Annotated in this window: 25 protein-coding genes, 4 tRNA genes and 1 riboswitch; of the genes, 22 read left to right on the top strand and 7 right to left on the bottom strand. The window is 67.5% G+C overall.

Annotated elements, in window-relative coordinates:
* Positions 1 to 19 precede the first annotated feature (19 nt).
* The 12 genes from murC (at position 20) to nrdR (ending at position 13,151) form a co-directional block, all read left to right on the top strand.
* On the top strand, positions 20 to 1,414 hold the full coding sequence (murC, locus tag JOF45_RS07270) for a UDP-N-acetylmuramate--L-alanine ligase (protein WP_210051367.1): 1,395 nt from the start codon (positions 20 to 22) through the stop codon (positions 1,412 to 1,414).
* Positions 1,411 to 2,181: a cell division protein FtsQ/DivIB gene (locus JOF45_RS07265; protein WP_210048762.1), complete on the top strand. Its 771-nt coding sequence runs from the start codon at positions 1,411 to 1,413 to the stop codon at positions 2,179 to 2,181. Before murC ends, JOF45_RS07265 begins: the two co-directional genes overlap by 4 nt.
* 306 nt (positions 2,182 to 2,487) lie before the next feature.
* Positions 2,488 to 3,747 (top strand): cell division protein FtsZ, encoded by a 1,260-nt coding sequence (ftsZ, locus tag JOF45_RS07260; RefSeq protein WP_210048761.1) that lies wholly within the window; start codon positions 2,488 to 2,490, stop codon positions 3,745 to 3,747.
* Between the two features lie 44 nt (positions 3,748 to 3,791).
* Positions 3,792 to 4,535 (top strand): purine nucleoside phosphorylase YfiH/LACC1 family protein, encoded by a 744-nt coding sequence (locus JOF45_RS07255; RefSeq protein ID WP_210048760.1) that lies wholly within the window; start codon positions 3,792 to 3,794, stop codon positions 4,533 to 4,535.
* On the top strand, positions 4,532 to 5,284 hold the full coding sequence (locus JOF45_RS07250) for a YggS family pyridoxal phosphate-dependent enzyme (RefSeq protein ID WP_210048759.1): 753 nt from the start codon (positions 4,532 to 4,534) through the stop codon (positions 5,282 to 5,284). The genes JOF45_RS07255 and JOF45_RS07250 overlap by 4 nt, the downstream gene beginning before the upstream one ends.
* 49 nt (positions 5,285 to 5,333) lie before the next feature.
* Positions 5,334 to 6,008, top strand: coding sequence for a cell division protein SepF (locus tag JOF45_RS07245; RefSeq protein ID WP_210048758.1), 675 nt, complete (start codon positions 5,334 to 5,336; stop codon positions 6,006 to 6,008).
* Between the two features lie 38 nt (positions 6,009 to 6,046).
* Positions 6,047 to 6,334, top strand: coding sequence for a YggT family protein (locus JOF45_RS07240; protein ID WP_210048757.1), 288 nt, complete (start codon positions 6,047 to 6,049; stop codon positions 6,332 to 6,334).
* A gap of 133 nt (positions 6,335 to 6,467) precedes the next feature.
* The gene (locus JOF45_RS07235) at positions 6,468 to 7,400 is read left to right on the top strand and encodes a DivIVA domain-containing protein (protein WP_210048755.1); all 933 of its coding nucleotides are present in this window, start codon (positions 6,468 to 6,470) and stop codon (positions 7,398 to 7,400) included.
* A gap of 103 nt (positions 7,401 to 7,503) precedes the next feature.
* Positions 7,504 to 8,118 carry a signal peptidase II gene (locus JOF45_RS07230; protein ID WP_342591429.1) on the top strand — a complete coding sequence of 205 codons (615 nt, stop codon included), beginning with the start codon at positions 7,504 to 7,506 and terminating at the stop codon, positions 8,116 to 8,118.
* A complete protein-coding gene (locus tag JOF45_RS07225; protein ID WP_210048754.1) occupies positions 8,115 to 9,071 on the top strand; it encodes an RluA family pseudouridine synthase in 957 nt (318 codons plus the stop codon). Before JOF45_RS07230 ends, JOF45_RS07225 begins: the two co-directional genes overlap by 4 nt.
* 18 nt (positions 9,072 to 9,089) lie before the next feature.
* The gene (dnaE, locus tag JOF45_RS07220) at positions 9,090 to 12,638 is read left to right on the top strand and encodes a DNA polymerase III subunit alpha (protein WP_210048752.1); all 3,549 of its coding nucleotides are present in this window, start codon (positions 9,090 to 9,092) and stop codon (positions 12,636 to 12,638) included.
* 9 nt (positions 12,639 to 12,647) lie between these two features.
* Positions 12,648 to 13,151 (top strand): transcriptional regulator NrdR, encoded by a 504-nt coding sequence (gene nrdR / locus JOF45_RS07215; RefSeq protein ID WP_210048750.1) that lies wholly within the window; start codon positions 12,648 to 12,650, stop codon positions 13,149 to 13,151.
* Between the two features lie 85 nt (positions 13,152 to 13,236).
* On the opposite strand, the gene rpe is transcribed toward nrdR, so the two are convergent.
* The 7 genes from rpe to JOF45_RS07180 form a co-directional block, all read right to left on the bottom strand.
* Positions 13,237 to 13,905, bottom strand: coding sequence for a ribulose-phosphate 3-epimerase (rpe, locus tag JOF45_RS07210; protein ID WP_210048748.1), 669 nt, complete (start codon positions 13,903 to 13,905; stop codon positions 13,237 to 13,239).
* A 25-nt stretch (positions 13,906 to 13,930) separates the two neighbouring features.
* Positions 13,931 to 15,508, bottom strand: a complete 1,578-nt coding sequence (locus JOF45_RS07205) for an RsmB/NOP family class I SAM-dependent RNA methyltransferase (RefSeq protein WP_210048746.1) — start codon at positions 15,506 to 15,508, stop codon at positions 13,931 to 13,933.
* Entirely contained in the window at positions 15,505 to 16,563 is a 1,059-nt protein-coding gene (locus JOF45_RS07200) for a methionyl-tRNA formyltransferase (protein WP_210048745.1), read from the bottom strand. Before JOF45_RS07200 ends, JOF45_RS07205 begins: the two co-directional genes overlap by 4 nt.
* A complete protein-coding gene (locus JOF45_RS07195) occupies positions 16,544 to 17,131 on the bottom strand; it encodes an NUDIX domain-containing protein (RefSeq protein ID WP_210048744.1) in 588 nt (195 codons plus the stop codon). Before JOF45_RS07195 ends, JOF45_RS07200 begins: the two co-directional genes overlap by 20 nt.
* Positions 17,128 to 17,673, bottom strand: coding sequence for a peptide deformylase (gene def / locus JOF45_RS07190; RefSeq protein WP_210048743.1), 546 nt, complete (start codon positions 17,671 to 17,673; stop codon positions 17,128 to 17,130). Before def ends, JOF45_RS07195 begins: the two co-directional genes overlap by 4 nt.
* A 16-nt stretch (positions 17,674 to 17,689) precedes the next feature.
* Positions 17,690 to 19,099, bottom strand: coding sequence for an HNH endonuclease signature motif containing protein (locus JOF45_RS07185; protein ID WP_210048742.1), 1,410 nt, complete (start codon positions 19,097 to 19,099; stop codon positions 17,690 to 17,692).
* 95 nt (positions 19,100 to 19,194) lie between these two features.
* Complete coding sequence (locus JOF45_RS07180) at positions 19,195 to 20,058, bottom strand: PD-(D/E)XK nuclease family protein (protein WP_210048741.1); 864 nt, start codon at positions 20,056 to 20,058, stop codon at positions 19,195 to 19,197.
* 225 nt (positions 20,059 to 20,283) lie between these two features.
* On the opposite strand from JOF45_RS07180, the gene JOF45_RS07175 reads away from it, so the two are divergent.
* The 10 genes from JOF45_RS07175 to hisG all read left to right on the top strand — a co-directional run bounded on the left by JOF45_RS07175 (position 20,284) and on the right by hisG (position 26,558).
* A tRNA-Gly gene (locus JOF45_RS07175) sits at positions 20,284 to 20,357 on the top strand.
* Between the two features lie 32 nt (positions 20,358 to 20,389).
* Positions 20,390 to 20,460 (top strand) — tRNA-Cys (locus JOF45_RS07170).
* 53 nt (positions 20,461 to 20,513) lie between these two features.
* A tRNA-Val gene (locus JOF45_RS07165) sits at positions 20,514 to 20,585 on the top strand.
* A 21-nt stretch (positions 20,586 to 20,606) separates the two neighbouring features.
* Positions 20,607 to 20,680 (top strand) — tRNA-Gly (locus tag JOF45_RS07160).
* A 103-nt stretch (positions 20,681 to 20,783) separates the two neighbouring features.
* Positions 20,784 to 20,927: riboswitch (FMN riboswitch) on the top strand.
* A 93-nt stretch (positions 20,928 to 21,020) separates the two neighbouring features.
* Positions 21,021 to 21,764: a nicotinamide riboside transporter PnuC gene (pnuC, locus tag JOF45_RS07155; protein WP_210048740.1), complete on the top strand. Its 744-nt coding sequence runs from the start codon at positions 21,021 to 21,023 to the stop codon at positions 21,762 to 21,764.
* The gene (gene ribD / locus JOF45_RS07150) at positions 21,761 to 22,849 is read left to right on the top strand and encodes a bifunctional diaminohydroxyphosphoribosylaminopyrimidine deaminase/5-amino-6-(5-phosphoribosylamino)uracil reductase RibD (RefSeq protein ID WP_210048738.1); all 1,089 of its coding nucleotides are present in this window, start codon (positions 21,761 to 21,763) and stop codon (positions 22,847 to 22,849) included. The genes pnuC and ribD overlap by 4 nt, the downstream gene beginning before the upstream one ends.
* Before the next feature lie 2 nt (positions 22,850 to 22,851).
* On the top strand, positions 22,852 to 24,864 hold the full coding sequence (ribB, locus tag JOF45_RS07145; protein WP_210048736.1) for a 3,4-dihydroxy-2-butanone-4-phosphate synthase: 2,013 nt from the start codon (positions 22,852 to 22,854) through the stop codon (positions 24,862 to 24,864).
* Complete coding sequence (gene ribH, locus JOF45_RS07140; RefSeq protein WP_210048734.1) at positions 24,861 to 25,361, top strand: 6,7-dimethyl-8-ribityllumazine synthase; 501 nt, start codon at positions 24,861 to 24,863, stop codon at positions 25,359 to 25,361. The genes ribB and ribH overlap by 4 nt, the downstream gene beginning before the upstream one ends.
* Before the next feature lie 54 nt (positions 25,362 to 25,415).
* On the top strand, positions 25,416 to 25,679 hold the full coding sequence (locus tag JOF45_RS07135; protein ID WP_210048732.1) for a phosphoribosyl-ATP diphosphatase: 264 nt from the start codon (positions 25,416 to 25,418) through the stop codon (positions 25,677 to 25,679).
* A 12-nt stretch (positions 25,680 to 25,691) separates the two neighbouring features.
* A complete protein-coding gene (gene hisG / locus JOF45_RS07130; RefSeq protein ID WP_210048730.1) occupies positions 25,692 to 26,558 on the top strand; it encodes an ATP phosphoribosyltransferase in 867 nt (288 codons plus the stop codon).
* The last annotated feature ends 6 nt before the right edge of the window (positions 26,559 to 26,564 follow it).

Here is a 26,564-nt window from a genome sequence, read left to right as displayed (position 1 = left end):
TCATGTCCATTTCCTCGGGATGGCGGGAGTCGGCGTCTCCGCAGTGGCGCGGCTCATGCAGGCCGCCGGGGTGACGATCTCCGGAACCGATGCCAAGGACCTGCCCGTCCTGGAGGAGTTCCGCTCCGGCGGGACCGCGGTGCGTGTGGGATACCGGGCCGAGAACCTCGCCTCGGTGGAGGCCGAGACCGGCACGGAGATCTCCACGATCATCGCCTCCTCCATCGCCGCCGCCGGCAATCCGGAGTATGACGAGGCGGTGCGCCGCGGCCTGACCGTGCTGCACCGCTCCGAAGGTCTGGCCGCCACGATGGCCGGCCGGCGTGCAGTGGCGGTGGCCGGGACCCATGGCAAGACCACGACCTCCTCCATGACCACCGTCCTGCTGGAGAAGGCCGGGCTCTCGCCGACCTTCGCTGTGGGTGCGACCGTCTCCGGCCTGGGCGTCAACGCCGCGGCCGGGGAGGGGGAGTGGTTCGTGGCCGAGGCGGACGAGTCCGACGGCTCGCTGCTGAACTACGCCCCTGAGGTCGCCGTCATCACCAACGTGGAGGCGGACCACCTGGACCACCACGGCACCGCCGAGGCCGTGCACCAGGTCTTCGTCGACTTCACCCGCCGCATCACCGACGGTGGGCAGCTGATCCTCTGCGCCGACGATGCGGGCGCGCGCCGCCTGTTGGAGGACGTCCGCTCCGAGCTGGCCGGTCGAGACATCAGTGTGGTCACCTACGGCTTCTCCGAGGACGCGGACCTGCGGATCGTCGATCACTCGGAGCTGCTGGCCTCCTCCGTGGGTCAGCAGCTGCGGGTCCAGGCCTTCGGAGTGCCTGCCGATATCCGCCTCACCGCCCCCGGGCGGCACAACGCCTGCAACGCCCTGGCCGCGCTGGCCGTGGGGTTGCGCGCGGGACTGGAGCCCGAGGTCTGCGCAGAGGCTCTGGAACACTTCCAGGGCGCTTCGCGCCGCTTCGACTTCCGCGGCGAGACCGGCGGAGTCCGCGTCTACGACGACTACGCACACCACCCCACTGAGGTCGCGGCCGTGCTGCAGGCCGCCCGCTCCACTGCCGCCGGGAAGGTCCGTGCGATCTTCCAGCCGCATCTGTTCAGCCGCACCCAGCTCTTCGCCGAGGAGTTCGCCCAGGCGCTGAAGGCGGCCGACGACGTGGTGGTCCTGGACATCTATCCGGCGAGGGAGGAGCCCATCCCCGGGGTCAGCGCCGAGCTGATCAGCGCTCCGCTCTTCAGCGGCGAGACCTCGCCGAGGGGCGCGCTGCTGAGCCGGGAGGGGGCGGTGGAGCATGTCTGTTCGGCCGCCGAGTCCGGTGACATCATCCTGACCCTGGGCGCCGGCGATGTGACCGCCCTGGGCCCTGAGATCACCGCGGCCCTGCAGGAACGTTCCCAGTGACACACAGGTCCGACCAGGAGGACCCGCTGAGCTTTCCCGAGCCGGAGGCTGTGGGCCGGCGGCGTCGACGCCGCCGCGGGCTGCTGCTGATCCTGGCCGGGCTGCTGGTGCTGATCGGCATCGTGGCCACGCTGCACTTCTCTCCTCTGCTGACCATCCGCACGGTCACGGTGGAGCGCAACGACCTGCTCTCCGACGAGCGGGCCCAGGAGCTGCTGGAACCGGTCTACGGCCAGCCGCTGCCCCAAGTGGGCAACCGGGAGATCGAGGAGCTGCTCGCCGAGGAGGACGTCGTCGATGAGGTCATCGTCCAGGGGCAGCTGCCGGACACGCTGCAGGTGGAGATCCTGGAGCATCCTCCGGTGGCCGAAGTCCGTCAGGACGGCGAGATCCGGTTCTTCAATGAGCACGGCGATGTCATCCGGACCTTCGACGAGGGCGAGTCGGACGAAACGGAGGGCTATGCGACTCCGGAGATCAGCAGCGATGCCGCTCTGGACAGCGGATCGGTCTTCGGCGCCATCGTCTCGGTGCTCGGTGAGCTGCCGGTTTCGGCCCGCGAGGCCATGGAGTCGGCGACGGCGGAGTCCATCGACTCGGTGCAGCTGATCCTCGAGGACGGCCGCACCATCGTCTGGGGCAGCGAGGAGCGCAGTGCCGAGAAGGCCGCGGTCCTGGAAGCCATCCTGGCCTCCGAGGCCCCGGAGTTCACCGAGGTGGAGACCATCGACATCTCCACACCGGACACACCGATCACACAGGACTGAACACTCATGGCCCGGCTGTAGGGTGGTCAGCGACGAACCGGCTCGAACCTCTAAGGTTCAAGTGCAACTTGAACGTTGCTGGGGGTTCGGGCAGAACAGAAGAATGTCATACGTACGGAGGCTCCCGTCTGCTTGGGACGAGCCGCTGCGACGTCGGAGTCGTCTCCGGCCCGGTATGACCGCGAACCATACCGGTCCGGCAGGTGACTCAGACGGGTTGAGACAGTGAGGAGTCGCGCCGCGGCTCACACAGGCAGCGGGGGCCTTCGTGCATCTGAGATCTGAGACGAGCAAGGGACTAACAACGTGGCAGCACCGAACAACTACCTGGCCGTGATCAAGGTCGTCGGCATCGGTGGTGGCGGCGTCAACGCCGTCAACCGGATGATCGAGGTCGGCCTGCGCGGCGTCGAGTTCATCGCCATCAACACCGATGCCCAGGCTCTGCTGATGAGCGACGCCGACGTCAAGCTCGACGTCGGGCGTGAGCTCACCCGCGGACTGGGAGCAGGCGCGAACCCCGAAGTCGGCCGTGAGGCCGCCGAGGACCACGCCGAGGAGATCGAAGAGGTCCTGCGCGGCGCCGACATGGTCTTCGTCACCGCCGGCGAGGGTGGTGGCACCGGCACCGGCGGCGCTCCTGTGGTCGCCCGGATCGCTCGTTCCCTGGGCGCACTGACCATCGGTGTGGTCACCCGTCCCTTCACCTTCGAAGGCCGTCGCCGCGCAACCTCCGCCGAGGCCGGCATCGAGGCGCTGCGCGACGAGGTCGACACTCTGATCGTCATTCCGAACGATCGCCTGCTCTCCATCTCGGACAAGAACGTCTCCGTCCTGGACGCCTTCCGCTCGGCCGACCAGGTCCTGCTCTCCGGTGTTCAGGGCATCACCGACCTGATCACCACCCCGGGCCTGATCAACCTGGACTTCGCCGATGTGAAGTCTGTGATGCAGGGTGCGGGCTCGGCTCTGATGGGCATCGGTTCGGCCAACGGCGAGGACCGTGCGGTCAAGGCCGCGGAGCTGGCCATCGCCTCCCCGCTGCTGGAGGCCTCCATCGACGGCGCCCACGGTGTCCTGCTCTCCATCCAGGGCGGCTCGGACCTCGGTCTGTTCGAGATCAACGAGGCCGCGCGCCTGGTCCAGGAGGTCGCACACCCCGAGGCGAACATCATCTTCGGTGCGGTGATCGACGACGCCCTCGGAGACGAGGCACGGGTGACCGTCATCGCCGCCGGCTTCGACCAGGTGGACGTCACCTCGGCGCCCCCGCAGGCCCAGGCCCAGCCGGCACCGCGCTCCTCCTCGCCGCAGCCCACCTCCCGCCCGGCTCCGGCGGTGCCGGGCACAGTGCCTGCCGCAGGAGCAGGCGCCGGCGCTCAGCCGACCCAGCCGCCGGCCCAGACGGCCTCCTCGCAGGACACCGCCCCCCAGGAGCGGGCTCTGCCCCAGCAGCAGGCCGGAGGTGCTGAGCAGGAGCAGGAGGAGGAGATCCCGAACATCGTGGAGTCCGACTACTCCGGCGGGCGCAACGATGACCTGGATGTCCCAGACTTCCTGAAGTGAGTCTTTCGGCGAGAACCTTCCCATCGCAGTGATACGGAGGCGACGTGGACACACCGTTCTGGTGGCATGAGGATGCCGCGGACGGGGTCCGCGTCGCCTTCACGTCTGTCCGGGCAGGAAACCTCGGGACCCACGTCGGTGACCCCGCTCAGGCCCTCGAGAACCGACGCCGTCTGGAGGAGCATCTGGGGCTGGAGTCGGATTCCGTCCGCTATCTGCATCAGGTCCATTCCTCGCGGGTCCTCGACGCCTCCGTCACGGAGCATCCCGACCCCGGGGAGCCTGAACCGGAGGCCGATGCCTGGATCTCGCCCAGCGGTGCGCAGCCGCTGGCGGTGATGGGCGCCGACTGCCCGCCCATCCTCCTGGCCGGGCGCACCGGCAGGTCTGTGGTCACCGCAGCGGCCCACACCGGTCGGCCGGGTCTGCTGGGCGGGGTCCTGGAGAACACTCTGCGGGCCATGCGTGCCCACTCGCCGGAGCTGCGTGAGCCCGGAACGATCACCGCCTGGGTCGGGCCCGGAGCGTGCGGGCGCTGCTACGAGATCCCTGAGGAGATGGTCGAGCAGATCGCCGCTGACCGTCCGGCCATCCGATCCCGCACCCGGTGGGGCACCTCTGCTCTGGATCTGCGCGCCGAGGCCGGACACATCCTCTCCCAGGCCGGCGCCGAGGTGGTGGACACCGGTGGCTGCACCATGGAGGATGCGTCGCTCTTCTCACATCGGCGCAGCGCGCAGCAGGGTGCGGCGCCCGGGCGGATCGCCGGGATAATCTCTCTCACGTGAACGACGAGACCTCAGACCCCCGGAGTGCGGAGCTGGCGCAGAACCTCTCCGCAGTGCAGGAGCGCATCGCGCGAGCCGCCCAGGCCGCCGGCCGCGAAGAGCTGCCGGCCCTGATCGTGGTCACCAAGCATTTCCCCGCCGAAGACGTCATCCGTCTCTATGACCTCGGCGTGCGTGATGTCGGTGAGAACAAGGACCAGGAGGCATCCTCCAAAGCGCGGCAGGTGCGGGACCGACTGCGTGCCCGCGATGCTCAGGCCTACGACGCCGACCCGCTGCGCTGGCACTTCGTCGGGCAGCTGCAGTCCAATAAGGCCCGCTCGGTCCTCGGCTATGCCGAGGCGGTGCACTCGGTGGACCGCAGCTCTCTGGTCAGGGGGCTGAAGAAAGCGGCCGTGGGCCGTGAGGCAGAGCTGCGCTGTCTCATCCAGGTGGACCTGCGCGAAGGGGCCCAGGACGGCGCCCGCGGGGGAGCGGCACCGGAGGAGATCCCCGGACTGGCGGAGGCGATCGTCGGATCGGGCGGACTGCGCCTGGCGGGACTCATGGCCGTGGCCCCTCTGGAGGAGCCCGCCGCGGAGGCCTTCGCCCGCCTGAGGCGGCTGCATGCTCAGCTGCTCGCCGAGCACCCCGGAGCAGACATGCTCTCGGCGGGGATGAGCGGTGACCTGGAGCAGGCCGTGGCCGAAGGTGCGACACACCTGCGGATCGGACGCGATGTCCTCGGGCAGCGGCACTCTGCCCGGTAGGCTCGATGTCGCGCAGCGAGAACCCGACCCTTCCCCAGGAGACCCCCTCATGGCCGGTGCATTCAAGAAGACCATGATCTACCTCGGCTTGGCCGACGGAGACGACTACAGCGACGAGAGCTTCAGCAACGAGCAGAAGAGCGCGCCGCGCAGCTCGGAATCTGTCGCAGAGTCCCGCAGCTCCGCACCGGCCGCTGCAGACCGCGAGTCCGCAGCCCGCTCCGCCGCGCCTGCTGTCAGCGCCCAGCAGGCGACAGGCGCTGTGCCGACGGCCGCTGAGAACAGCGCCGTGGTGCCGCTGAACACCGGGGAGCAGCCTGGAGCCTCCTCCGTGCAGCAGTACAACAGCAGCAGCCTGGCTGTGGATCCTGACTATCGGGCCCCCGTGACCCCGATCAAGCGTGCCCCCTCCTCCCGCGACGAGAGCTCCGAGATGCGAAAAATCACCACTGTTCACCCGCGTTCCTACAACGACGCCAAGGTCATCGGTGAGTCCTTCCGGGACGATATCCCGGTCATCATGAACGTCACCGAGATGGGTGAGGCAGAGGCGAAGCGCCTGGTCGACTTCTCCGCAGGTCTGGTCTTCGGCCTCGGCGGATCGATCGAGCGGGTGACCAACAAGGTGTTCCTGCTGACCCCGAAGAACATCGAGGTCTTGGCCGAAGAGCGGGCCGCCGCCGCAGAGGCTCCCTCCTCCGCACAGTTCTTCAACCAGAGCTGAACTGCATCTGCATCGGCACTGAAGTAGTCTGAACCACTGTGGATCTCATCACCGCGCCCCTCTACCTGCTGCTGGTCGTCTTCCAGCTGGCCCTGGTCATCCGGATCATCTTCGACATCACCCAGCAGTACGCCCGCTTCTGGCGGCCCAAGGGGGCAGCTCTGCTGCTGGCCATGGCCGTCTATGCGGTCACTGACCCGCCCATCAGATGGCTGCAGAAGCGTATTCCGCCGCTGCAGCTCGGCGGCGTCGCGCTGGATATGGGATTCCTCATCACGTTCTTCGCCGTGGTCATCGCTCAGATGGTGCTGCGGAGCTTCGCCTGAGGCTCTCCGCCGGCTGTGCCGACGCCGGGCCCCGAAACTGAAAGTCTCACTTGAAGGTTCAGGTCGAAGGTGAGGAACCGCTCTGGGTATCCTGTGCGGTGACCAATGGACTTTTTCGATGAGGTGACACCGCATGGCTCTGACACCAGACGACCTCCTGAACAAGGAATTCCCGGAGACCAAATTCCGTCCCGGCTATGACAAGGACGAGGTCGACGACTTCCTGGACGAGGTGGTTGTCGAGTGGCGACGGCTGATCCAGGAGAATGAGGACCTGCAGGCGCAGGTGACCTCTCTCGAGGAGCAGATCGAGGAGAACCCCTCGAACCTCGAGCCGGACGACCTCAACGACGCCGGCCTCTCCGGCTACGCCGGAACCGCTGCAGAGGTGACCGGCACCTTCGCCCCCGTCACCGACGAGGACGAGCAGGAGGACCAGGAGGCGGAAGACTCGGCTGAGCCGGCCGTCGAACAGTCTGCTGTCAGCGCCCAGCCGGAGTACGCTCCCGGCACCGCACCGGCTCAGCGCCGCCCGGAGGCCGCTGCGGCTCCTGCCGCGGCTGCTCCCTCCGGCGGGGACGAGGCCAACTCCGCAGCCGGCGTGCTGGCCATGGCGCAGAAGCTCCACGACCAGTACGTGGCCGAGGGCGAGCAGACCCGGGCCGCCTACATCTCCGAGGGCGAGCAGACCCGTGCACAGTACATCTCCGAGGGCGAGCAGAAGCGCGAAGAGCTGGTCAACGAGGGCCAGACCAAGCGTGATGAGCTCATCTCCGAGGGTGAGCAGACCCGCGAGGAGTACATCACCGAAGCGGAGCGCAAGCGCCAGGAGATCGTGACCGAGGCTGAGACCCGGGCGAACACCATGATCGAGGAGGCCGAGCTGACCTCGTCCCGGACTCTCTCCGCCCTGGAGCGGAAGAAGGCAGACCTGGAGGGCAAGGTCACCGAGCTGACCAGCTTCGAGCGCGACTACCGCGCCCGCCTGAAGGACTACATCGAAGGCCAGCTCAACGACCTCAACAGCCGCGGCTCCATCGAGAAGGAGACCACCGGCGCCGAGTAGCAGAGCCGCTCAGTGTCGCCTGCGAGAAGGGGCGGCAGAGGACCGAGGGGTCCTCTGCCGCCCCTTCTCGCATGTGTACAGACGCAGAGAGTAAGGTAGATGGGTGTCTGAATCGGTTGCCGGATCCTCCCACCCGCTGCGCGGCCCCTCACGCAGAGCTGCTCTGATCCTCGCCTCCCTGGTGGCGGTGGGCGCCTGGGCCCTCGACCAGGGGACCAAACTCTGGGTGGAGCGGACCCTGGAGCTGCACGAGCAGGTGGAGGTGCTGCCTCCGGTGCTCTACTGGCGTCACCACCTCAACCCCGGCGCAGCATTCTCCATGGGGACCGATCACACCTGGGTCTTCACCCTCATCACGACCGCAGTGCTCCTGGTCGTGATCTGGCAGTCCCGCAGGCTGGGCGGCTCCTGGCTGTGGACGCTGGGTCTGGGCGGCCTCGCCGGCGGCATCACGGGCAACCTGACCGACCGACTCTTCCGGCCGCCGTCGTTGGAGGACGGGTCCTTCGTCTCCTTCGGTCAGGGCCATGTGGTGGACTTCATCGCTGTTCCGAACTTCGCGGTCATGAATGTGGCAGACATCTTCATCACCTGCTCGATGATCGGGATGTGCCTGCTGATGCTCACCGGACGGACCATCGACGGCAGCATCGAAGGACAGGCGTCTGAGCAGGACAGCACTGAGCAGGACAGCACTGAGGAAGACACTGTCGGATGAGCGTGGAGGAGACCACGTTCACCGTCGACGCCGCCTCCGGGGGACGACGGGCCGACGCCGTGCTGGCCGCCCAGTTCGGGATCTCGCGCACCGAAGCCGGCCGATGGCTGAGCTCCGGCTTGGTCCGCTGGGGCCAGGACCGCACTCAGGGGCGCAGTGCGGGAGTCCCGATCAGAAAGTCGGAGAAGCTCAGCGCCGGATCGCTCGTGAGCGTCGAAGTTCCCGAGGAAGAAGACCCCCTGGCAGTGAAGGAGGAAGTCGTGCAGGATCTGAGGCTGCTGCATGAGGACGAGGACCTCGTCGTCGTGGACAAGCCGGTCGGCGTCGCGGCTCATCCTTCGCCCGGCTGGACCGGTCCCACCGTCATCGGGGGGCTGCTCGGCCAAGGGGTGGAGATCGCCACCTCCGGAGCCCAGGAGCGCCGCGGCATCGTGCACCGTCTCGACGTCGGCACCTCCGGGATCATGGTCGTGGCCAAGACCGAGCGGGCCTACAGCGTGCTCAAGGACGCCTTCCGGGACCGCACTCCTTCAAAGACCTATCACGCTCTGGTCCAAGGGCTGCCGGACCCGGTGGACGGCACCATCGACGCACCCATCGGCCGACATCCGGGGCACGACTGGAAGTTCGCTGTGCTCGAGGGCGGACGGTCCTCTCGTACCCATTACCGCCTGCTGGAGGCCTATGGGCGGGCCAGCCTGATGGAGATCCAGCTGGAGACGGGGCGGACCCACCAGATCCGTGTGCACTTCTCCGCCATGGGCCATCCCTGTGCCGGGGATCTGACCTACGGAGCGGATCCGCACCTGGCCTCGCACCTGGGCCTGACCCGGCAGTGGCTGCATGCGGTGGAGCTGGGCTTCGCCCACCCCGCCTCCGGGGAATGGGTGAGCTTCCGCTCGGAGTATCCGCAGGACCTGGCCCAGGCACTGGACATTCTGGACAACGGCTGAGGAAGAAGGCTGGAGACTATGGCGCGCAACGGTGACTTCGTCCACCTGCACAACCACACGGAGTACTCCATGCTCGATGGAGCCGCCAAGATCGGTGAGCTCTTCGAGCAGACCCAGAACCTGGGGATGCCGGCGGTGGCCACGACGGACCACGGCTTCCTCTTCGGTGCCTATGAGTTCTGGAAGACCGCTCAGCAGTACGACGTCAAACCCATCATCGGACTCGAGGCCTATCTGACGCCGGGGACCCACCGCTCTGAGCGGCGCCGAGTCAAGTGGGGAGACGGCGTCGTGGGGGAGAAGGACGTCTCCGGCGGCGGTGCCTACACTCACATGACGATGTGGGCGGAGAACACCGCCGGCATGCACAACCTGTTCCGACTGGGCTCGCTGGCCTCCATGGAGGGTTACTACTTCAAGCCTCGTATGGACCGGGAGCTGCTGGAGACCTACGGCAAGGGGATCATCGCCACCACCGGCTGTCCCTCCGGGGAGATCCAGACCCGCCTGCACCTGGGCCAGTACGAGGAGGCCAAGCGCGCCGCCGGCGAGTTCGAGGACATCTTCGGCAAGGGCAACTTCTTCTGCGAGCTGATGGACCACGGTCTGGAGATCGAGCGCAAGGTCAAGAACGATCTCCTCAAACTGGCCAAGGACCTGAATCTGCCGCTGGTGGCCACCAACGACCTCCACTACACCCATCAGCACGATCACAAGTCCCACGGGGCGCTGCTGTGCGTGCAGTCGAACTCCACGCTGGATGATCCGAACCGCTTCAAGTTCGACTCCGAGGAGTTCTACCTGAAGTCTCCGGCGGAGATGCGCGATCTCTTCCGGGACTTCCCCGAGGCCTGTGACAACACGCTGGCCATCGCTGAGCGCTGCCAGGTCGAGTTCGACGAGTCGGCCTCCTACATGCCGAAGTTCCCCACTCCGGAGGGTGAGACCGAGGACACCTGGTTCCGCAAGGAGGTCGAGCGCGGCCTGGACTACCGCTTCCCCTCCGGTATCCCCTCTGAGGTCCGCGAGCAGGCCGAGTACGAGATCGGCATCATCAACCAGATGGGCTTCCCGGGCTATTTCCTCGTGGTGGCCGACTTCATCCGGTGGGCCAAAGAGAACGGCATCCGTGTGGGCCCCGGACGTGGTTCCGGGGCCGGCTCCATGGTGGCCTATGCCATGCGCATCACCGATCTGAACCCCTTGGAGCACGGGCTGTTCTTCGAGCGGTTCCTCAACCCGGACCGTGTCTCCATGCCCGACTTCGACATCGACTTCGATGATCGGCGTCGTTCCGAGGTCATCGACTATGTGGTCCGCAAATACGGCGACGAGCGGGTCGCGATGATCGTCACCTACGGCACCATCAAATCCAAGCAGGCGCTGAAGGACTCGGCCCGCGTGATGGGCGAGCCCTTCTCCACCGGTGATCAGCTGACCAAGAAGATGCCGCCCGACGCACAGGGCAAGCCGATGCCGCTCGGGGAGATCTACGACGAGAAGTCGGCCCGCTACTCCGAGGCCGGTGAGATGCGCGAGTTCCTGGACTCGGATCCGCGGATGAAGGAGATCTTCGATCTCGCCTCCGGTCTGGAGGGCCTGAAGCGCCAGTGGGGCGTCCACGCCGCAGGCGTCATCATGTCCTCCGACCCGCTGCTGGACATCATCCCGCTGATGAAGCGTGAGCAGGACGGCGCCATCATCACCCAGTTCGACTACCCGATCTGTGAGTCGCTGGGTCTGATCAAGATGGACTTTCTGGGGCTGCGCAACCTCACGATCATCTCTGACGCGCTGGAGAACATCCGGAAGAACCGGGGCGTGGACATCGACCTGGAGACTCTGGAGCTCGATGACCGGCCCTCCTACGACCTTCTGGCCAGCGGTAAGACGTTGGGCGTCTTCCAGCTGGACGGTTCGGGTCTGCAGTCGCTGCTGAAGGCGATGAAGCCTGACAACTTCGAGGACATCTCGGCGACCATCGCCCTCTACCGGCCCGGCCCGATGGGTGCGAACTCACACACCAACTATGCGCTGCGCAAGAACGGGGCCCAGGAGGTCACCCCGATCCATCCTGAGCTCGCCGAGCCACTGAAGGAGATCCTCTCGACCACCTACGGCCTGATCATCTATCAGGAGCAGGTGATGGCCATCGCCCAGAAGGTGGCCGGCTACTCCCTGGGCCAGGCGGACATCCTCCGCCGTGTGATGGGTAAGAAGAAGAAGGCTGAGCTGGATAAGCAGCAGGTCGGCTTCTTCAGCGGCATGAAGGAGAACGGCTTCTCCGAGGAGGCCGCACAGGCCCTGTGGGACATTCTGCTGCCCTTCTCCGACTACGCCTTCAACAAGGCCCACTCCGCGGCCTACGGCCTGATCGCATATTGGACCGCCTATCTGAAGGCCAACTACCCGGCCGAGTACATGGCAGCGCTGCTGACGTCTGTGGGTGAGAACCGCGACAAGCTGGCCATGTACCTCTCAGAGTGTCGGCGCATGGGCATCACCGTCTCGGCACCCTCGGTCAACGACTCCGCGCTGACCTTCACCCCGGTCGGCGACGACATGATCCGATTCGGCATGGGTGCTGTGCGCAATGTGGGCTCCAACGTGGTCGCCGGCATGGTGGAGGCCCGAGAGGAGCAGGGATCCTATGAGAGCTTCTCCGACTTTCTGAAGAAGGTCCCCATGCATGTCTGCAATAAGCGGACCATCGAGTCGATGATCAAAGCAGGGGCCTTCGACGAGCTCGGCCACACCCGCCGCGCTCTGGTCACCGTGCACGAACAGGCGGTGGACCAGGCGATCAGCCAGAAGAAGCAGTCGCAGCAGTACGAGACGGACATCTTCGGGGCGATGGCCGGCGAGGACAGCGACATCGGAGACATCGACGGCGTCGCCGTCCCGGATCTGCCCGAATGGGACAAGAAGGACAAGCTCGCCTTTGAACGCGAGATGCTGGGACTCTACGTCTCGGACCATCCGCTGCAGGGGCTCGATCGCGTCCTGGCCCAACACGCCGATCGCTCCATCACCTCGCTGCTGAGCGAGGACGGTCCGCCGGATGGGACCACAGTGACCATCGCAGGGATGATCACCGGCCTGCAGCGGCGCATCGCCAAGAGCTCGGGCAATCCCTACGCCCGGTTGGAGGTCGAGGACCTGGCCGGCACCATCGAGGTCATGTTCTTCGGCAAGGCCTACCAGCCGGTGTCCATGGTGCTGGCCGATGATCTGGTGGTGGCCATCAAGGGCCGGCTCCAGCGGCGCGAGGACGGCGGGGTCTCCATCTCCGCCCAGGACATGGTCGTCCCGGACCTGGAGGGTGAGGGCGCGAGCACCGGTCCCGTGGTGCTCTCGGTCTCGGCCCAGCGTGCCTCCGAGAAGGTGGTCACCCAGCTGGGGGAGACCCTGCAGCGTTATCGCGGCAGCAATGAGGTGCACGTGAAGCTGCTCTCCGGGGACAAGGTCGAACTGATGCGTCTGGGCCCGGAATACCAGGTCACGCCGTCACCAGGGCTCTATGGCGACCTCAAGGTCCTTCTGGGGCCCAGCTGCCTGGAAGGATAGGATGCCCCTATGTATTGTCCGTACTGCAGGCATGACTCGTCCCGCGTGGTGGATTCGCGCATGCTCGACGACGGGTCCGGCATCCGCCGACGCCGCCAGTGCCCGGTGTGCTCCAAGCGGTTCACCACGATGGAGACCACCTCACTGAACGTCATCAAGCGATCCGGGGCCGCCGAGCCCTTCGACCGTTCCAAGGTCATCAATGGGGTGCGCAAGGCATGCCAGGGCCGTCCGGTCTCCAGCGACGACCTGGCCGTGCTGGCCCAGGAGGTCGAGGAGACGGTGCGTGCCTCCGGCAACGCCGAGGTGGACGCCAACGACGTCGGCCTGGCCATCCTGGGGCCGCTGAAGAAGCTCGACGTGGTCGCCTATATGCGCTTCGCCTCCGTCTACCGCGGCTTCGACGATCTCGACGACTTCGAATCCGCCATCGAGGAGCTGCGCCGTGAGGAGCAGACACCCTCGACGTCAGAGGGTGCAAAAGTCGTGCAGCCGCGGTTCGGCTTCCGGTAGACTTCCAGACAACCGGCGGTGCTCTCTTCAGGGGAAGGTTGAGAGCACCGCCGGTTTTCCTCTGTCCGGGGCTCTGCGATCGACCTCAGCTGAAGGGCACTTTGTGGGCCAGGCCGCGCAGTTCGGCGATGGCGGCCTCGGGGTCCTCGGCTGAGTAGACCGAGGAGCCGGCCACGAAGGTGTCGGCGCCGGCGTCGGCGGCGCGTTCGATGGTCTCCCGGCTGACTCCGCCGTCGATCTGCACGGCGATGGTCCCACCCAGATCGTCCACGGCTCTGCGTGCCTTCCGGATCTTGGGCAGCACGAGGTCCAGGAACTTCTGTCCGCCGAAGCCCGGCTCCACCGTCATCAGCAGCAGCATGTCCAGTTCGCCGAGCATATCCAGGTAGGGTTCCAGACCGGTGGCCGGCTTCAGCGCCATCGCGGCCTTCGAGCCCTGGCTGCGCAGCTCGCGGGCCAGCCGGATCGGGGCGCCCGCCGCCTCGGCATGGAAGGTCACCGATTCGCAGCCGAGCTCCGCATATCTGGGGGCCCAGACGTCTGCGTCCTCGATCATCAGGTGGATGTCCAGGGGAAGGTCGGTGACCTTCCTGATCGACTCCACCACGGGCAGTCCCAGGGTGAGGTTGGGGACGAAATGGTTGTCCATCACGTCCACGTGGACGGCGTCGGCGGATCGGATGCGGGAGAGCTCCCGTTCGAGGTTCGCGAAGTCAGCGTTGAGGATGCTGGGGTGGATGCACGGTGCGGTCATGATCTGATCCTACTGTTCCGGCTGGTCAGGAGGCTGGCTTATGCAGCAGGGCGAAGAACATCGCGTCAGTGCCGTGGGCGTCGGGCCACAGCTGGACGAGCTTGGCGCTGATCGAGTCATCCTGTCCGTCGGCTGAAGCGGCGAACATCGTCTCGGCGCCGCTGGGCAGGGCCGCGGAGGCCATCGCCTCATGGGCATCCAGCAGCTGCAGCTCGGGGTGTCGACGCAGCGTGTCCTCCACCTGGACCAGCGTCTCGGCCAGGTGCGGCGAGCAGGTCACATAGGCCAGCACACCGCCGGGGGAGAGCACCCCGACGCCGGCATCCAGCAGCTCCTCCTGCAGCACGGTCAGCTCTGCCAGATCTGCGGGCTTCCGGCGCCAGCGCGCCTCAGGGCGGCGGCGCAGTGCTCCGAGACCGGTGCATGGGGCGTCGATCAGGATGCGGTCGAAGCTCTCCCCAGTCTCTGAGATGCTGCGACCGTCGCCGGTCCGCACCGTCCAGGACTCCGCTGCCACAGGCGCAAGGGCTTTGGAGACCAGCTCAGCCCGGTGGGCCGTAGGCTCGTTGGCCAGCAGGGTGGCGCCGTGCTCGGCGGCCAGGGCCGCCAGGAGGGCGGCCTTGCCGCCGGGACCTGCGCAGAGGTCCAGCCAGTGTTCACCGGCCACATCAGGGTCTGTGGTCTCCGGGGTCCACGCGCCGGCCAGGGCGCGGGCGATCCACTGGGACCCGATGTCCTGGACGCGCAGCTCACCCTCGGGAACCCCCGGCAGGCGGCCCACATCGCCTCCGCGGAAGACCGCGGCGCCCTCGACCAGCTCGGAGGCGACGGCGCCGGCCTCGAGAGCTGAGGGCAGACGAGCCTGGCCGACTCCTGGCAGGTCCACCAGGTGGATCTCCGGGGAGGCGTTGTCGGCGGCGAGCAGCTCCTCGAGATCCTCACTGCGCCCGTAGAGCTTCAGCGACTGCCTGAGGGCGCGCACCACCCACGCGGGATGGGCGTGCCGCAGCGCCAAGGCAGCATCGCTGCCGGTCTCCTCGGAGTCGGAGATCTCCTCGACCCACTGGTCCATGGACTTCTCACTGACTCTGCGCAGCACAGCATTGACGAAGCCGGAGGGCCCTGCGCCGATCTCTGCGCGCACCAGTCCCACGGTCTCGTTGACTGCGGCGTGGGTGGTGACCCGCATGGCCAGCAGCTGGTGGACTCCGAGACGCAGCGCGTCCAGGATCGGAGCATCCAGCTGATCGAGACCGCGATCCACGCAGTGGGAGAGGATGGAGTCGTAGGTGCCCTGGGCACGCAGGGCTCCATAGGTCAGCTCGGTGGCGAAGCCGGCGTCGCGGCGATCCAGCGAGGCCCGGCGGAGCTCGGCGGGAAGCACCAGGTTGGCGTAGGCGTCATCACGGCTGACCGCGCGCAGGACTCGGAAGGCCACGGTGCGAGCCGGATCGGCTCTGCGGCTGCGCTGGGAGGGAGCCTTCTGGCTGTACTGGCGGCGCTGTCCGCCGTCGGGCCCGCGCCCGGGTCCTCGCTGACCGCGGTTGCGCTCACGCCCCTTGGCGTTGCGGCGGCTGCCGTCTGACGGGGGTGTCTGGCTCACAGTGCGTCCTCATTCCTGTTCGATCCTGCGGCGGGTCCCAGAATGGTGCGGCCCTGCAGGCCACGGAACCAGTCGGCCGCATGGAGCATCTTCTTGCCCGCGGGCTGCACGGCGCTGAGCATCACGGGTGCACCGTCGCCGGACTTCATCACCACGACTTTCCCGGATCCGTCCCGGTCTGCCGGAGCTTCGAGGATCTCCCCGGGTGCCGCGTCCTCCAAGTCCTGCGGGAGATCACCGGCATAGGCACGTGCGACACCGAGCTTCACCCGGTCCTCCCCGTTGAGCGTCCACGCGCCCGGCTCCGGGATGGTGGCGTTGATGCGGCGGATGATCTGGTGCCCGGCGGCGGACGGGTCGATGAAGGCATCCTCGCGGCTGAGCTTGGGGGCCTGGCTGGGCTGACCCTCTTGGGGCTGCGGCTGGGAGGCCCCGGCCAGGAGGTCGGGCAGCAGGGCGCGCAGCAGTGCGGAACCCGAGTGTGTCAGCGCGGTGAGCACGGACCCGGCCGACTGATCGGCGGGAAGGGGATGCTCCACCAACCCGTGGATGGGTCCGGTGTCCATGCCGGTCTCCAGCTGGAACACAGTGGCGGCGGTGACCTCCTCGCCGCCGAGGATGGAATGCTGCACCGGTGCTGCTCCGCGGTACTTCGGCAGCCAGGAGTAGTGGAGGTTGACCCAGCCCAGGGGCAGGGCATCGAGTGCAGGCTGGGGGAGCAGGGCTCCGTAGGCGACGACGACGCCGAGCCGCGCGCCGGTCGCGGCCAGCTCCTCGGTGACGGATTCATCGACCCGGGCCGCACGGATCACCGGGATCCCCGCCTCTTCCGCAGCCTGGGCGACGGGGGAGGGCGTCAGGCGCTTCTTCCGGCCCACCGGAGCATCGGGGCGGGTGAGCACGGCAGCGATCTGGACGCCCTCGGCCAGCAGGAATCGCAGACAATCTGCTGCGATCTCCGGGGTTCCGGCGAAGAGCACAGGTGCGGAGCCGACGGAGCTGGAGTCCTGCTCGGCGACGGACTCCGCGAGCGTCTCAGGGGTGTGATGGATCATCGGTCTCCTCCAGTCGTGCTGCGGCGCGGTCGTGTGCTTCGGCCAGCTTCTGCGCCGCGGCCTGCTCGTGGGCTTCGGCGGGGGCGAACCCGAAGCTGGTGATCTCCTCCAGCGTCCACTCCCGCACGCCGCTCAGGACCCTCAGCTCGTGGGGAACCACGTGGGAGGGCAGGGCATCAAGTCTGAACCACTGCAATGCGGCGGACTTCTCGGGCTCCTGAACAGTGGGAGTGCCTTCCCAGCGGCTGGCGCTGAAGAAGAAGTCGACGCGTTCGTCGATCGGATCCCCGCTGAGGCCGGTCCGGTGCATGACGGTCAGCGGGACGAGGTCCGCCTCGTGGATGTGCACTCCGAGCTCCTCGGCGGCCTCGCGCACTGCGGCGGCGCGCACGGTCTCTCCGCGCTCGATATGGCCGGCCGCCCCGAAGGCCCAGCGGCCATCCATATAACCGGTGCCCCGGCGCAGATTGAGCAGGACTTCGAGAGACTCGTCGCCGGGGCCGCCGTCTCCGGCGGGCTGGGTCAGCAGCACGTAGGCCGCGGGGACCACCTGGAAGCGTTCGGTCATGATGCCGTCCTGCCGTAGTCGCGCTCCCGCAGGGTCTGGAGAGCACGGCGCTTCTCCTCGCCTCGCAGGCGGTCCAGGAACAGCTTGCCGTCCAGGTGGTCCATCTCATGCTGGAAGCAGGCGGCCAGGAGTCCGGTGGCTTCCACTTCGAGGGGGCTGCCGTCTGGGGCCGAACCTGTCAGGCGCGCCTGCTGGGGACGTGCCACGGGACCGTAGATGTCTCTGACCGAGAGGCAGCCCTCCTGCACAAGGTTCTCTCCCTCAGCTGGCCCCCGGGCCTCCTCGCGCGGGGTCAACACGGGCTCTCCGCTGAGCTCGAGCTCCGGGTTGATCACCGCCCCGCGGACGCCGGCGACATCATAGGTGAAGATGCGCAGACCCACGCCGACCTGATTGGCCGCCAGGCCGATGCCGCGGGCATCGTCCATGGTGGCGTACATATCCTGTACCAGGGAGAGGATGCGCTGGTCGATGCTCTGCACGGGCGAGGTAGGGGTGCGCAGGACGGGGTCCCCGATCATGCGGATGTTCAGAACGGACATGCCTCTGATTCTCTCATCATGCCGCTGTGCGGAGAGCCGTGGGCACCGGCAGGTAGCCGGCGGTCTTCAGCCGGTGATGCCTGCGGCAGAGCGCCCAGAGATTGCTCGCCTCGGTATGGCCCCCGGGGTCCCGCCAGGGTCTCTGGTGATCGATGTCGCAGTTCTCGGCAGGGACCTGACAGCCGGGGGCTCGGCAGGTGCCGTCCCGGAAGCGGATCGCTTCCCGCAATATCTTCGGAACGAAACGCCCCCGATGTCTCACGCTCAGGACGTCCGGGTCCTGCGGGCCCGGGGCTTGTGGACCCAGGTTCAGAGCGTGGGGGTCCAGGGCGTCGGAGTCCGGAGCCCCCGGATCCAGAGCTCTCGAGGCCAGCGCTTGTGTGCTCTGAACTCCCAGCTCATACCAGGTGGTGTGCGTGCTGGGGTGAGTCAGGAGGGCCCGGACCACCGGCGCGGGCACGTTGAAGCTGCGGTCTCGGCTGAGGGCGGGGGACTCAGCATCACCGCTGAGGGTCTCCAGCGGCACCAGAAGTCCGACGCTCACGTCAGCCGCGCGCTCCTGGACCCCGCGGCCGGTCAGCAGCCAGGCCGAGAACAGGTCCGCCGTGCGCTGATCCAGCGTGCGGGTATCGCCGGCCTCGCGTGAGGTGGGAAGGCCAGGCGCAGTCGCTGAGGGCTCCGGCACCACCGCAGGTTCCGATGCCACCGCAGGTTCCGATGCCACCGCAGGTTCCGGTATCACCGACGGATCGTGCGGGATCTCCTGCTGAGGGCTCCGAGCCACTGCGCTGAGCCGGCGTCGGATCTGTTCGGCGGTGACCGTGGGCAGCAGCGCAGTCAGGAGGCTGACTCCGTCCTCCACGTGGGTGACGGAGACCCTGCGCTCGCCGACAGCCGCCTGGCTGCGCCGGGCCGAAGCCTCGGGCTCTCGTGCGGCGACGAAGCGCCGCAGCCAGGCCGTCAGCTGTCCAGGAGTGTGTTCTGCCGCGTAGGCGCTGCCGTGCTGATCGAGAAGGATGACGTTCTGGGAGCTGATCAGGGCGAGGGAGCTGCGGGCGATCCGCACCATCTGGGGCACACTGATCGTCCCCTGACAGAAGCTGTCCCAGGTGTGCGGCAGGTGTTGCTGCGCCTGGCTGGCTGCGGTGAGGAGCTCCCCGACGTAGCGTTCGGAGGCCTGGAGTGCTTGCGCGGCGTAGAGGACAGCCGCGCGGCGAGCCTCCGCTGCGGCCTCCGGAGCTCCAGGAGGTCGGAGGTTGGTGGTGAGATGTGCACTGCCTTCGTCGGCGGCGTGTCGATCCTCAAAGCGCCCCACATAGGCCAGGAGCTGCCGGACCTGCTCTGCCTGCGCTCGGCGTATGTCACGCTCAGTCGACCGCAGAGACGCCGTCTCCGGATCCATCAGATGCGCGATACCCCTATCCATGAATCGAATATACATTCGAATGGGTCAGGGTGCAATGCTTCGACCGAACTCTTCGTCCTGCAGATCTCAACCTGTCAGCTTCGGCCTGTCCGGCCTCAGCTGACCAGCGGCGTCGGGGCCGGCGGGGGAGCGATGGGCCGCAGGGCCGGACCGGCAGAGCTGGTGACACGAGCATGTCCCCAGACCTGCCGCAGCGCCCAAAACTTGTGCCAATGGCTCTTCAGCGCCTCCGGATTGGCCTGCAGGGGCACCACCTCCGCCTCAGAGATCGCCACGCCCAGCAGGACCGGGTTCTGGTCGGCGTGGGTCCAGGGCTCCCAGGTGCCGGAGGCGGCATCCACCAGCTGCTCCTCAGCCTGCATCCCGGCCACCAGCTGCATGACCACTGAGTCGCTGAGCGGCTTGGCCCGCCCGTCGCGGGTCAGTCCTTTGGTCTTGAAGTCCATGATGCAGAGGCGTCCGCCGATCTCGGCGATCAGGTCCAGGGTGCCGGCGTAGCCGACTGTGTGATTCCACACTGTGACTTCCGCGGCCACTGGTCTGACGCCATAGAGCTCCCACCACTCGTCGAAGCGATCGGCGAAGCGGGTCTCTCCGTGGGCGGCCAGGGACTCGCGAGCCTGCTCGGCGTGGTGCACCTGGCCCAACTCCCGCAGGGCCACCTGCTCGGCGTAATGGTGCACGCGATCGCCGCGCTCAGCGGCGGCGTCGCGGAAGCGCTCTGCTGCGGAGGAGGCTTGGCGCGCCAGCGACTTCAGCGTGGCGGCTGAGCCGACGGCGCCGGCCAGCCGTGGGTCCTGGGCAAGCTCTGTGGCGGCCATATGCCCGGCCCATCCGGTGAGGTCCTTATGCTCCTGGCCGATCACCGTGGTGATTGACGGGACCTCGGGAGCCGAGGAGGTGGACCGGGAGTACATTCGTCCATAGTCGGTGGCATGTGCGAGAGCTGGCTGTGTCATCGCGCTCCAGTCTCCCACGAGGGGGTGACACCGGACGGTGACACGGAGCGGTGGTGCGGAGCAGCGACACGGTCGGCGGTGACGTCCTGACGCGCCCGGAATTCCGGGGGACGAGGTCGCTTGAGGGGTCCGATTTGTGCAACGCAGAAAAGGTGCGCTAGAGTTTCATGTCGTTGCAAACGGCACGGAGAACCTCCTCGGAGGGGCGAAGGACCGGGGCGACATGCGGATGTAGCTCAGCTGGCTAGAGCATCACCTTGCCATGGTGAGGGTCGCGAGTTCGAATCTCGTCATCCGCTCGCGGGACAGGTAGAACCCGGTAGAAAGACCCGGTGGGGTGGCCGAGTGGCGAGGCAGCGGCCTGCAAAGCCGTATACGCGGGTTCGATTCCCGTCCCCACCTCTGAAGGTTTCGGCCAGCCGAGACCGGTACAGTTGAACAGAAGAACTGAGCAGGCGTGATTGGCGCAGCGGTAGCGCGCTTCCCTGACACGGAAGAGGTCACTGGTTCGATCCCAGTATCACGCACGGAGTCCCACGGGACTTAACGCGGATGTAGCTCAGCTGGCTAGAGCATCACCTTGCCATGGTGAGGGTCGCGAGTTCGAATCTCGTCATCCGCTCAGAGGAGAGAAGCCCCGGTCCCGACGGACCGGGGCTTCTTTGCGTTCCGTGACGTCGTTCTGCCGCCCGAGGCCGCAGGTATGGCACACTGGATCTCATCATTTTCGTGCTCCGGGGTCGGTGAAAGTCCGAACCGGCGGTCATAGTCCGCGACCCGCAGTCGTTCCAGAACCCCTGGGGCAGCTGCGGTTGAACCGGTGGAACTCCGGTACCGACAGTCACAGTCTGGATGGGAGCAGCACGAAAACCGGTGTCCGGCTTCCTTGAGGTGCACACCGGTCTCGACGTCTCACATCGTCACCCCCGGAGCCTCGGACCTCCGGAAGAGAGACGGACAGTATGGAGACGCTTCGCTGGCTCTTGGAAGCCGAGATCGTCGTCGGCGGCAGCGCTCTGGTGCTCCGCGAGGTCATCGGCAACGCCTTCGGTCTGGCCTGCGCCCTGGGCGGGATGTTCCGCAGGATCTGGGCCTGGCCCGTGGGCATCGCCGGCAATCTCATCCTGCTGACCGTGTTCATGGGCTCCTTCATCGGCCTGGACGACAACCCGGCGCTTCTCGGCCAGGCGGGGCGTCAGATCATGTTCCTCGCCGTCTCCGTCTACGGCTGGGTGCGCTGGTCCCAGAGCCGTCGGCAGCGGCTCGCCGGTGAGGACGCCGGCGCGATCACCCCACAGTGGGCCAGCTGGCGGGTCCGCATCGGTCTGGTCCTGGTGATGATCCTGGGCACCGCCGCCCTGACTCCGCTGTTCCGCGCTCTGGGCAGCTGGGAGCCGGTCTGGGCCGATGCCTGGACCTTCGTCGGCTCCCTGCTGGCCACCTACGGCATGGCCAAGGGATGGGTGGAGTTCTGGCTCATCTGGGTGGCTGTGGACATCGTGGGAGTCCCGCTGCTGTGGTCCACCGGTTATTACGCCTCGGCCCTGATGTATCTCTTCTACGGGGCCTTCACCCTCATCGGGTTCTTCGTCTGGTGGCATGCCAATGCCACAGCGAAGCCGAAACCCAGCGTGGAGACCCTGCACCTGGATCCGCGGGTCCACACCGCCGACGACTCGGCGTCCAGCCCTGAGGAGCTTCGATGAACCGGACCGACGCCCAGACGCCGATGATGCGCCGCGCACTTCAGGAGGCCCTGCGCGGAGCCCGGGGCGCCAACCCGCTGGTCGGAGCAGTGCTGGTCTCCGGCGCCGGGGAGGTCCTCGCGGTGGGACATCACCGCGGGGCGGGCAGCCTCCACGCGGAGCGCGACGCCCTGAGCCAGGTGGACCCGGAGACCGACCTGAGTGCGGCCACGCTCTACTCCACGCTGGAGCCCTGCCGCCATCAGGGGCGCCAGCCGGCCTGCACTGAGGCCATCCTCACCGCCGGCGTCGGGCGTGTGGTCTACGGGGCTGCGGACCTCACCGACATCGCCGGGGGAGGCGGACAGGCGTTGGCCGAGTCCGGCGTCGAGACCATCGGGGGAGTCCTCGCCCAGGAATGCGAGCAGCTGAATCACCGCTGGAGCCTCGCCCAGGAGCAGGGGCGCCCCTTCGTCACGGTGCACCTGGCGCAGAGCCTGGACGCGAAGATCGCGGCCTCGGACGGCACCAGCCAGTGGGTCACCTCTGCGGCCTCCCGTGCGCACACCCACCGGATCCGCCAGCGTGTGGACGCCATCCTGGTCGGCACCAACACCGCGCTGGTCGACGATCCGCGGCTGACCGCGCGGGACGAACACGGCAGCCTCACCGAGCATCAGCCGCTGCGCTGCGTGCTGGGCCTGCGCGATGTCCCTCAGGGCGCCGCCCTGCGCCGCGGCCGCCCGGAGGGGCAGGGGTGGACCCAGCTGCGCACCCGCGACCCGCTGGAGGCGCTGCAGGAGCTGGCCCAGACCATCCATCAGGGCCACCCGGTGCGTCATGTGCTGGTCGAAGGGGGCCAGAGCGTGCTCTCGGCCTTCGTGGCCGCGGATCTGGTGGATGAGATCTTCGCCTACCAGGCCCCGATCATCCTAGGCACCGGGCGCTCCAGCATCGCCGACATCGGCGTCACCACACTTCACCAGGCACCGCGCTATGAGTTGGACCCCGCCGACGGCGGTCCCGTCCGGGTCATGGAGGGTGATGTCTGCACCCATCTTCAGCCGAGCAGCGCTTCTGCGCCGCAGAAGGAGACCAGTCACTGATCATGTTCACCGGAATCGTCACGGGCCTCGGCACTGTCCTGCAGCGTCGCTCCCGTCAGGACCACAGCGGGCCCGACCAGGGCGTCGAACAGCTCACCTTCCGCGCCCCGGGCCATCTCGGCGGGCTGGAGCTGGGCGGATCCATCGCAGTCAACGGTGTCTGTGTCAGCGCCGTGGATCTGGACCACAGCGCCGAAGAGATCTCCGTGGAGCTCATCCCTGAGACCCTCCGGCGCACCTCGTTGGGGGCGCTGCAGCCTGGGCACCCCGTGAATCTGGAGCGCTGCCTTCCCTCCGGCGCCCGCCTGGACGGCCACGTGGTCCAGGGCCATGTGGACGGTTTGGGGCGTCTGATCGAGCGCGACCCCGACGACGGACGCCATCGCTTCAGCCTCAGCCCCGAGCTGGCGCCCTACCTGGCGGAGAAGGGTTCCATCGCCGTGGACGGAGTCTCGCTGACGGTGACCGCAGTGAGCGAGCCGACCTCCGGACAGCCCTGGTTCGAGGTGGGGCTGATCCCCACCACCTTGGCCGAGACGACGCTGGGTCGCCTGCAGATCGGCGGCGCGGTCAACCTCGAGGTGGACGTGCTGGCGAAGTACGCTCGCCGCATGCTCGGCTTCCAGGAGCCCGACCCCGCCGACGCCGTCCCTGCTCGCCTGCCGGCCATCGCTCAGCCGGACACCCCGGCTCCGGTGCTGGACCCGGTGGAGGTGGCCCTTGAGCAGCTGGCGACCGGCCGTCCGGTGGTCGTGGTCGACGACGCCGGCCGTGAGAACGAGGGCGACATCATCTTCCCGGCCGCGGCCTCCACTCCCGAGCTCATGGCCTTCACCATCCGGCACAGCTCCGGTGTGCTCTGCGCCCCCATGAGCGCCGAACGAGCCGCGCATCTGCAGCTGCCGCCGATGGTCGCGGAGAACGAGGACCCCAAGGGCACCGCCTACACCATCAGCTGCGACGCCGACGCCTCCCATCACCCGCAGATCACCACCGGCATCAGTGCCGCCGACAGGGCGCTGACCGCCCAGCTGCTCGCGGCTGCCTCCTCCGGGCCGCAGGACCTGACCCGCCCGGGTCACCTCTTCCCGCTGATCGCCCATGCCGACGGTGTGCTGGGGCGGCCCGGTCACACCGAGGCCGCAGTGGATCTCTGCGAGCTCTCGGGCGCACCCGCCGTCGGGATCATCGCGGAGCTCACCCACGACGACGGCGAGATGATGCGACTGCCCGCGCTGCGCGAGTTCGCCGACGAGCACGGACTGGCGCTGATCTCCATCGAGGACCTGATCCGGCATCGCGGGGGGACGCCGGCCCCGGAGGAGGCCGCGGCTCCCGTCGACGCCGAGGCGCTGACCCGGCAGGATCTGGTCGAGGCCGGGCCGGTGGTCGCTCTGCCCACGGACTACGGAACCTTCGCCGCCCAGGTGTGGACCGAGCGCCGCACCGGTCATGAGCACATGCTCATCTCGGCCGAAGGTCATCATCCGCAGCAGAACGGCACGGTGACCCGCCCGCTGATCCGCATGCATTCCGAATGTGTCACCGGAGACGTCTTCGGCTCCCAGCGCTGCGACTGCGGGACCCAGCTGATCTCAGCCCTGGAGTCCATCCAGCGCGACGGCGGGCACCTGCTCTATCTGCGCGGCCACGAGGGCCGCGGCATCGGCCTGGCGAACAAGATGCGTGCCTACCGGCTGCAGGAGCAGGGTGCGGACACCGTCGAGGCCAATGAGATGCTGGGCCTGCCTGCCGAGCAGCGTGACTTCACCGGAGCCGCGGCCATCCTGCACGGCGCCGGGATCACCCGGCTGCAGCTGCTGACGAACAACCCGGAGAAGGTGCGCGTGCTGCGCGAGGCCGGGCTCGACGTCGAACAGGTCCCCTCCACCGGCGTGGTCCATGAGGCCAACCGCCGCTACCTGGAGACCAAGCGCGACCGCATGAACCACCTGTTGGACCACCTCGGACTCACCACCACCCACGATGAACAAGGAGAGCATCAGAGACTATGAGCGGCACCGGAACCCCAGAGATCCCTGCCCAGGAGCTCACTGAGCTCACCGAATCCGCCCGGACCCTGGGGCTGCGGGTGGCCGTCGTGGCGTCCCGGTGGCACACCGAGGTGATGGACGGACTGACCGCAGGGGCCCAGCGCTTCCTGAACGACATCGGGATCACCGAGTACACGGCCCTGCAGGCCCCGGGCAGCTTCGAGCTGCCCGTGCTGGCCTCCCATGCCGCGCAGACCCACGACGCGGTCATCACTCTGGGAGTGGTGATCCGCGGCGGCACGCCCCACTTCGACTACGTCTGCGCTGCGGCCACCGACGGTCTGACCAAAGTCGCAGTGGAGAGCGGCACGCCGGTCGGGTTCGGTCTGCTGACCTGCGACGACGACCAGCAGGCGCTGGACCGTGCCGGGCTCGAGGGCTCCTCGGAGGACAAGGGATATGAGGCCGCTCACGCAGCTGTGGCCGCCGCTGTGGAGATCACGCGTCTCGACGCGTGAGAGCCTGCCGACCCAAATCGCGGGGGAGCGGGTCTTCGGCGTAGTCTGGGGGGCATGAAGACCTTCGATCAGCTCTATGCCGAACTCGCCGCCAAGGCCGCCGAACGTCCGGAAGGCTCCGGAACCGTCGCCGCTTTGGACGCCGGGATCCATCACATCGGCAAGAAGATCGTCGAAGAGGCGGCTGAAGTCTGGATGGCCTGCGAATATGAGTCGGATGCCGAGACCGCTGAGGAGATCTCCCAGTTGCTCTACCACCTGCAGGTCATGATGCTGGCCAAGGGGCTCAAGCCCGAAGACATCTATCGCTATCTGTAGAGAAAGACGAACATGCTGCGCGTAGCTGTGCCGAATAAGGGTGCCCTGTCCGAAGCCGCCATGGAGATCCTCAGAGAGGCCGGGTATCTCCAGCGCCGTGACCGCAAGGAGCTCGTCCTGGTGGACGAGGAGAACGGCGTCGAATTCTTCTATCTGCGCCCCAAAGACGTGGCCATCTATGTGGGCCAGGGCATCATCGACCTGGGCATCACCGGCCGCGACCTCTTCAGCGACGCCCAGGTGACCACCGGTGCGGAGGAGGTCATGGGCCTGGGCTTCGGCCGCGCCACCTTCCGTCTGGCCGCTCCGAAGGGCCGGTTCAGCTCCGAGCAGGACCTGGCGGGCAAGCGCATCGCCACCACCTATGACGGGCTGCTGGCCGGCTGGTTCGCCGACCAGCAGATCCCCGATGTGGAGGTGGTCCACCTCGACGGCGCCGTGGAGTCCGCGGTGCGCCTGGGCGTGGCCGATGCGATCGCCGATGTCGTCGAGACCGGCAATACGCTCAAGGCCGCCGGGATGGAGACCTTCGGCCGCCCGATCCTGGAGTCTGAGGCCATCCTGATCTCCGCCACCGGTGAGCGTTCCTCCGTGGGCGATCAGAACGGTGCGGACCGGATGATCCGTCGACTGCAGGGAGTGCTGACCGCCCGGCACTACGTGATGATGGAGTACGACGTCCGCCGCAGCGATCTGGAGGCGGTCATGGCCGTCACCCCAGGCCTGGAGTCGCCCACGATCTCCTCGCTGGCCGACGAGAACTGGGTCGCCGTGCGTTCGATGGTGCCGGCGAAGAAGACCAACCAGCTCATGGACGAACTCTATGAGCTCGGCGCCCGAGCCATCCTGGTCACCTCCATCAAAGCGTCGAGAGTCTGAGGCGGC

The organism is Nesterenkonia lacusekhoensis (assembly GCF_017876395.1).
GTDB lineage: Bacteria > Actinomycetota > Actinomycetes > Actinomycetales > Micrococcaceae > Nesterenkonia > Nesterenkonia lacusekhoensis.
Note: the sequence above shows the minus strand (reverse complement) of the source record. Positions and strands in the feature narration are given on the sequence as shown.

Coding starts and splice junctions, on each gene's coding strand:
- ribB (WP_210048736.1), top strand. CDS start 22,852: ATGTTCACCGGAATCGTCACGGGCCTCGGCACTGTCCTGCAGCGTCGC.
- nrdR (WP_210048750.1), top strand. CDS start 12,648: ATGTATTGTCCGTACTGCAGGCATGACTCGTCCCGCGTGGTGGATTCG.
- JOF45_RS07200 (WP_210048745.1), bottom strand. CDS start 16,563: ATGATCCATCACACCCCTGAGACGCTCGCGGAGTCCGTCGCCGAGCAG.
- JOF45_RS07235 (WP_210048755.1), top strand. CDS start 6,468: ATGGCTCTGACACCAGACGACCTCCTGAACAAGGAATTCCCGGAGACC.
- JOF45_RS07135 (WP_210048732.1), top strand. CDS start 25,416: ATGAAGACCTTCGATCAGCTCTATGCCGAACTCGCCGCCAAGGCCGCC.
- dnaE (WP_210048752.1), top strand. CDS start 9,090: ATGGCGCGCAACGGTGACTTCGTCCACCTGCACAACCACACGGAGTAC.
- ribH (WP_210048734.1), top strand. CDS start 24,861: ATGAGCGGCACCGGAACCCCAGAGATCCCTGCCCAGGAGCTCACTGAG.
- JOF45_RS07185 (WP_210048742.1), bottom strand. CDS start 19,099: ATGGATAGGGGTATCGCGCATCTGATGGATCCGGAGACGGCGTCTCTG.
- pnuC (WP_210048740.1), top strand. CDS start 21,021: ATGGAGACGCTTCGCTGGCTCTTGGAAGCCGAGATCGTCGTCGGCGGC.
- murC (WP_210051367.1), top strand. CDS start 20: ATGGCGGGAGTCGGCGTCTCCGCAGTGGCGCGGCTCATGCAGGCCGCC.
- rpe (WP_210048748.1), bottom strand. CDS start 13,905: ATGACCGCACCGTGCATCCACCCCAGCATCCTCAACGCTGACTTCGCG.
- def (WP_210048743.1), bottom strand. CDS start 17,673: ATGTCCGTTCTGAACATCCGCATGATCGGGGACCCCGTCCTGCGCACC.
- JOF45_RS07245 (WP_210048758.1), top strand. CDS start 5,334: ATGGCCGGTGCATTCAAGAAGACCATGATCTACCTCGGCTTGGCCGAC.
- JOF45_RS07180 (WP_210048741.1), bottom strand. CDS start 20,058: ATGACACAGCCAGCTCTCGCACATGCCACCGACTATGGACGAATGTAC.
- JOF45_RS07195 (WP_210048744.1), bottom strand. CDS start 17,131: ATGACCGAACGCTTCCAGGTGGTCCCCGCGGCCTACGTGCTGCTGACC.
- JOF45_RS07225 (WP_210048754.1), top strand. CDS start 8,115: ATGAGCGTGGAGGAGACCACGTTCACCGTCGACGCCGCCTCCGGGGGA.
- ribD (WP_210048738.1), top strand. CDS start 21,761: ATGAACCGGACCGACGCCCAGACGCCGATGATGCGCCGCGCACTTCAG.
- hisG (WP_210048730.1), top strand. CDS start 25,692: ATGCTGCGCGTAGCTGTGCCGAATAAGGGTGCCCTGTCCGAAGCCGCC.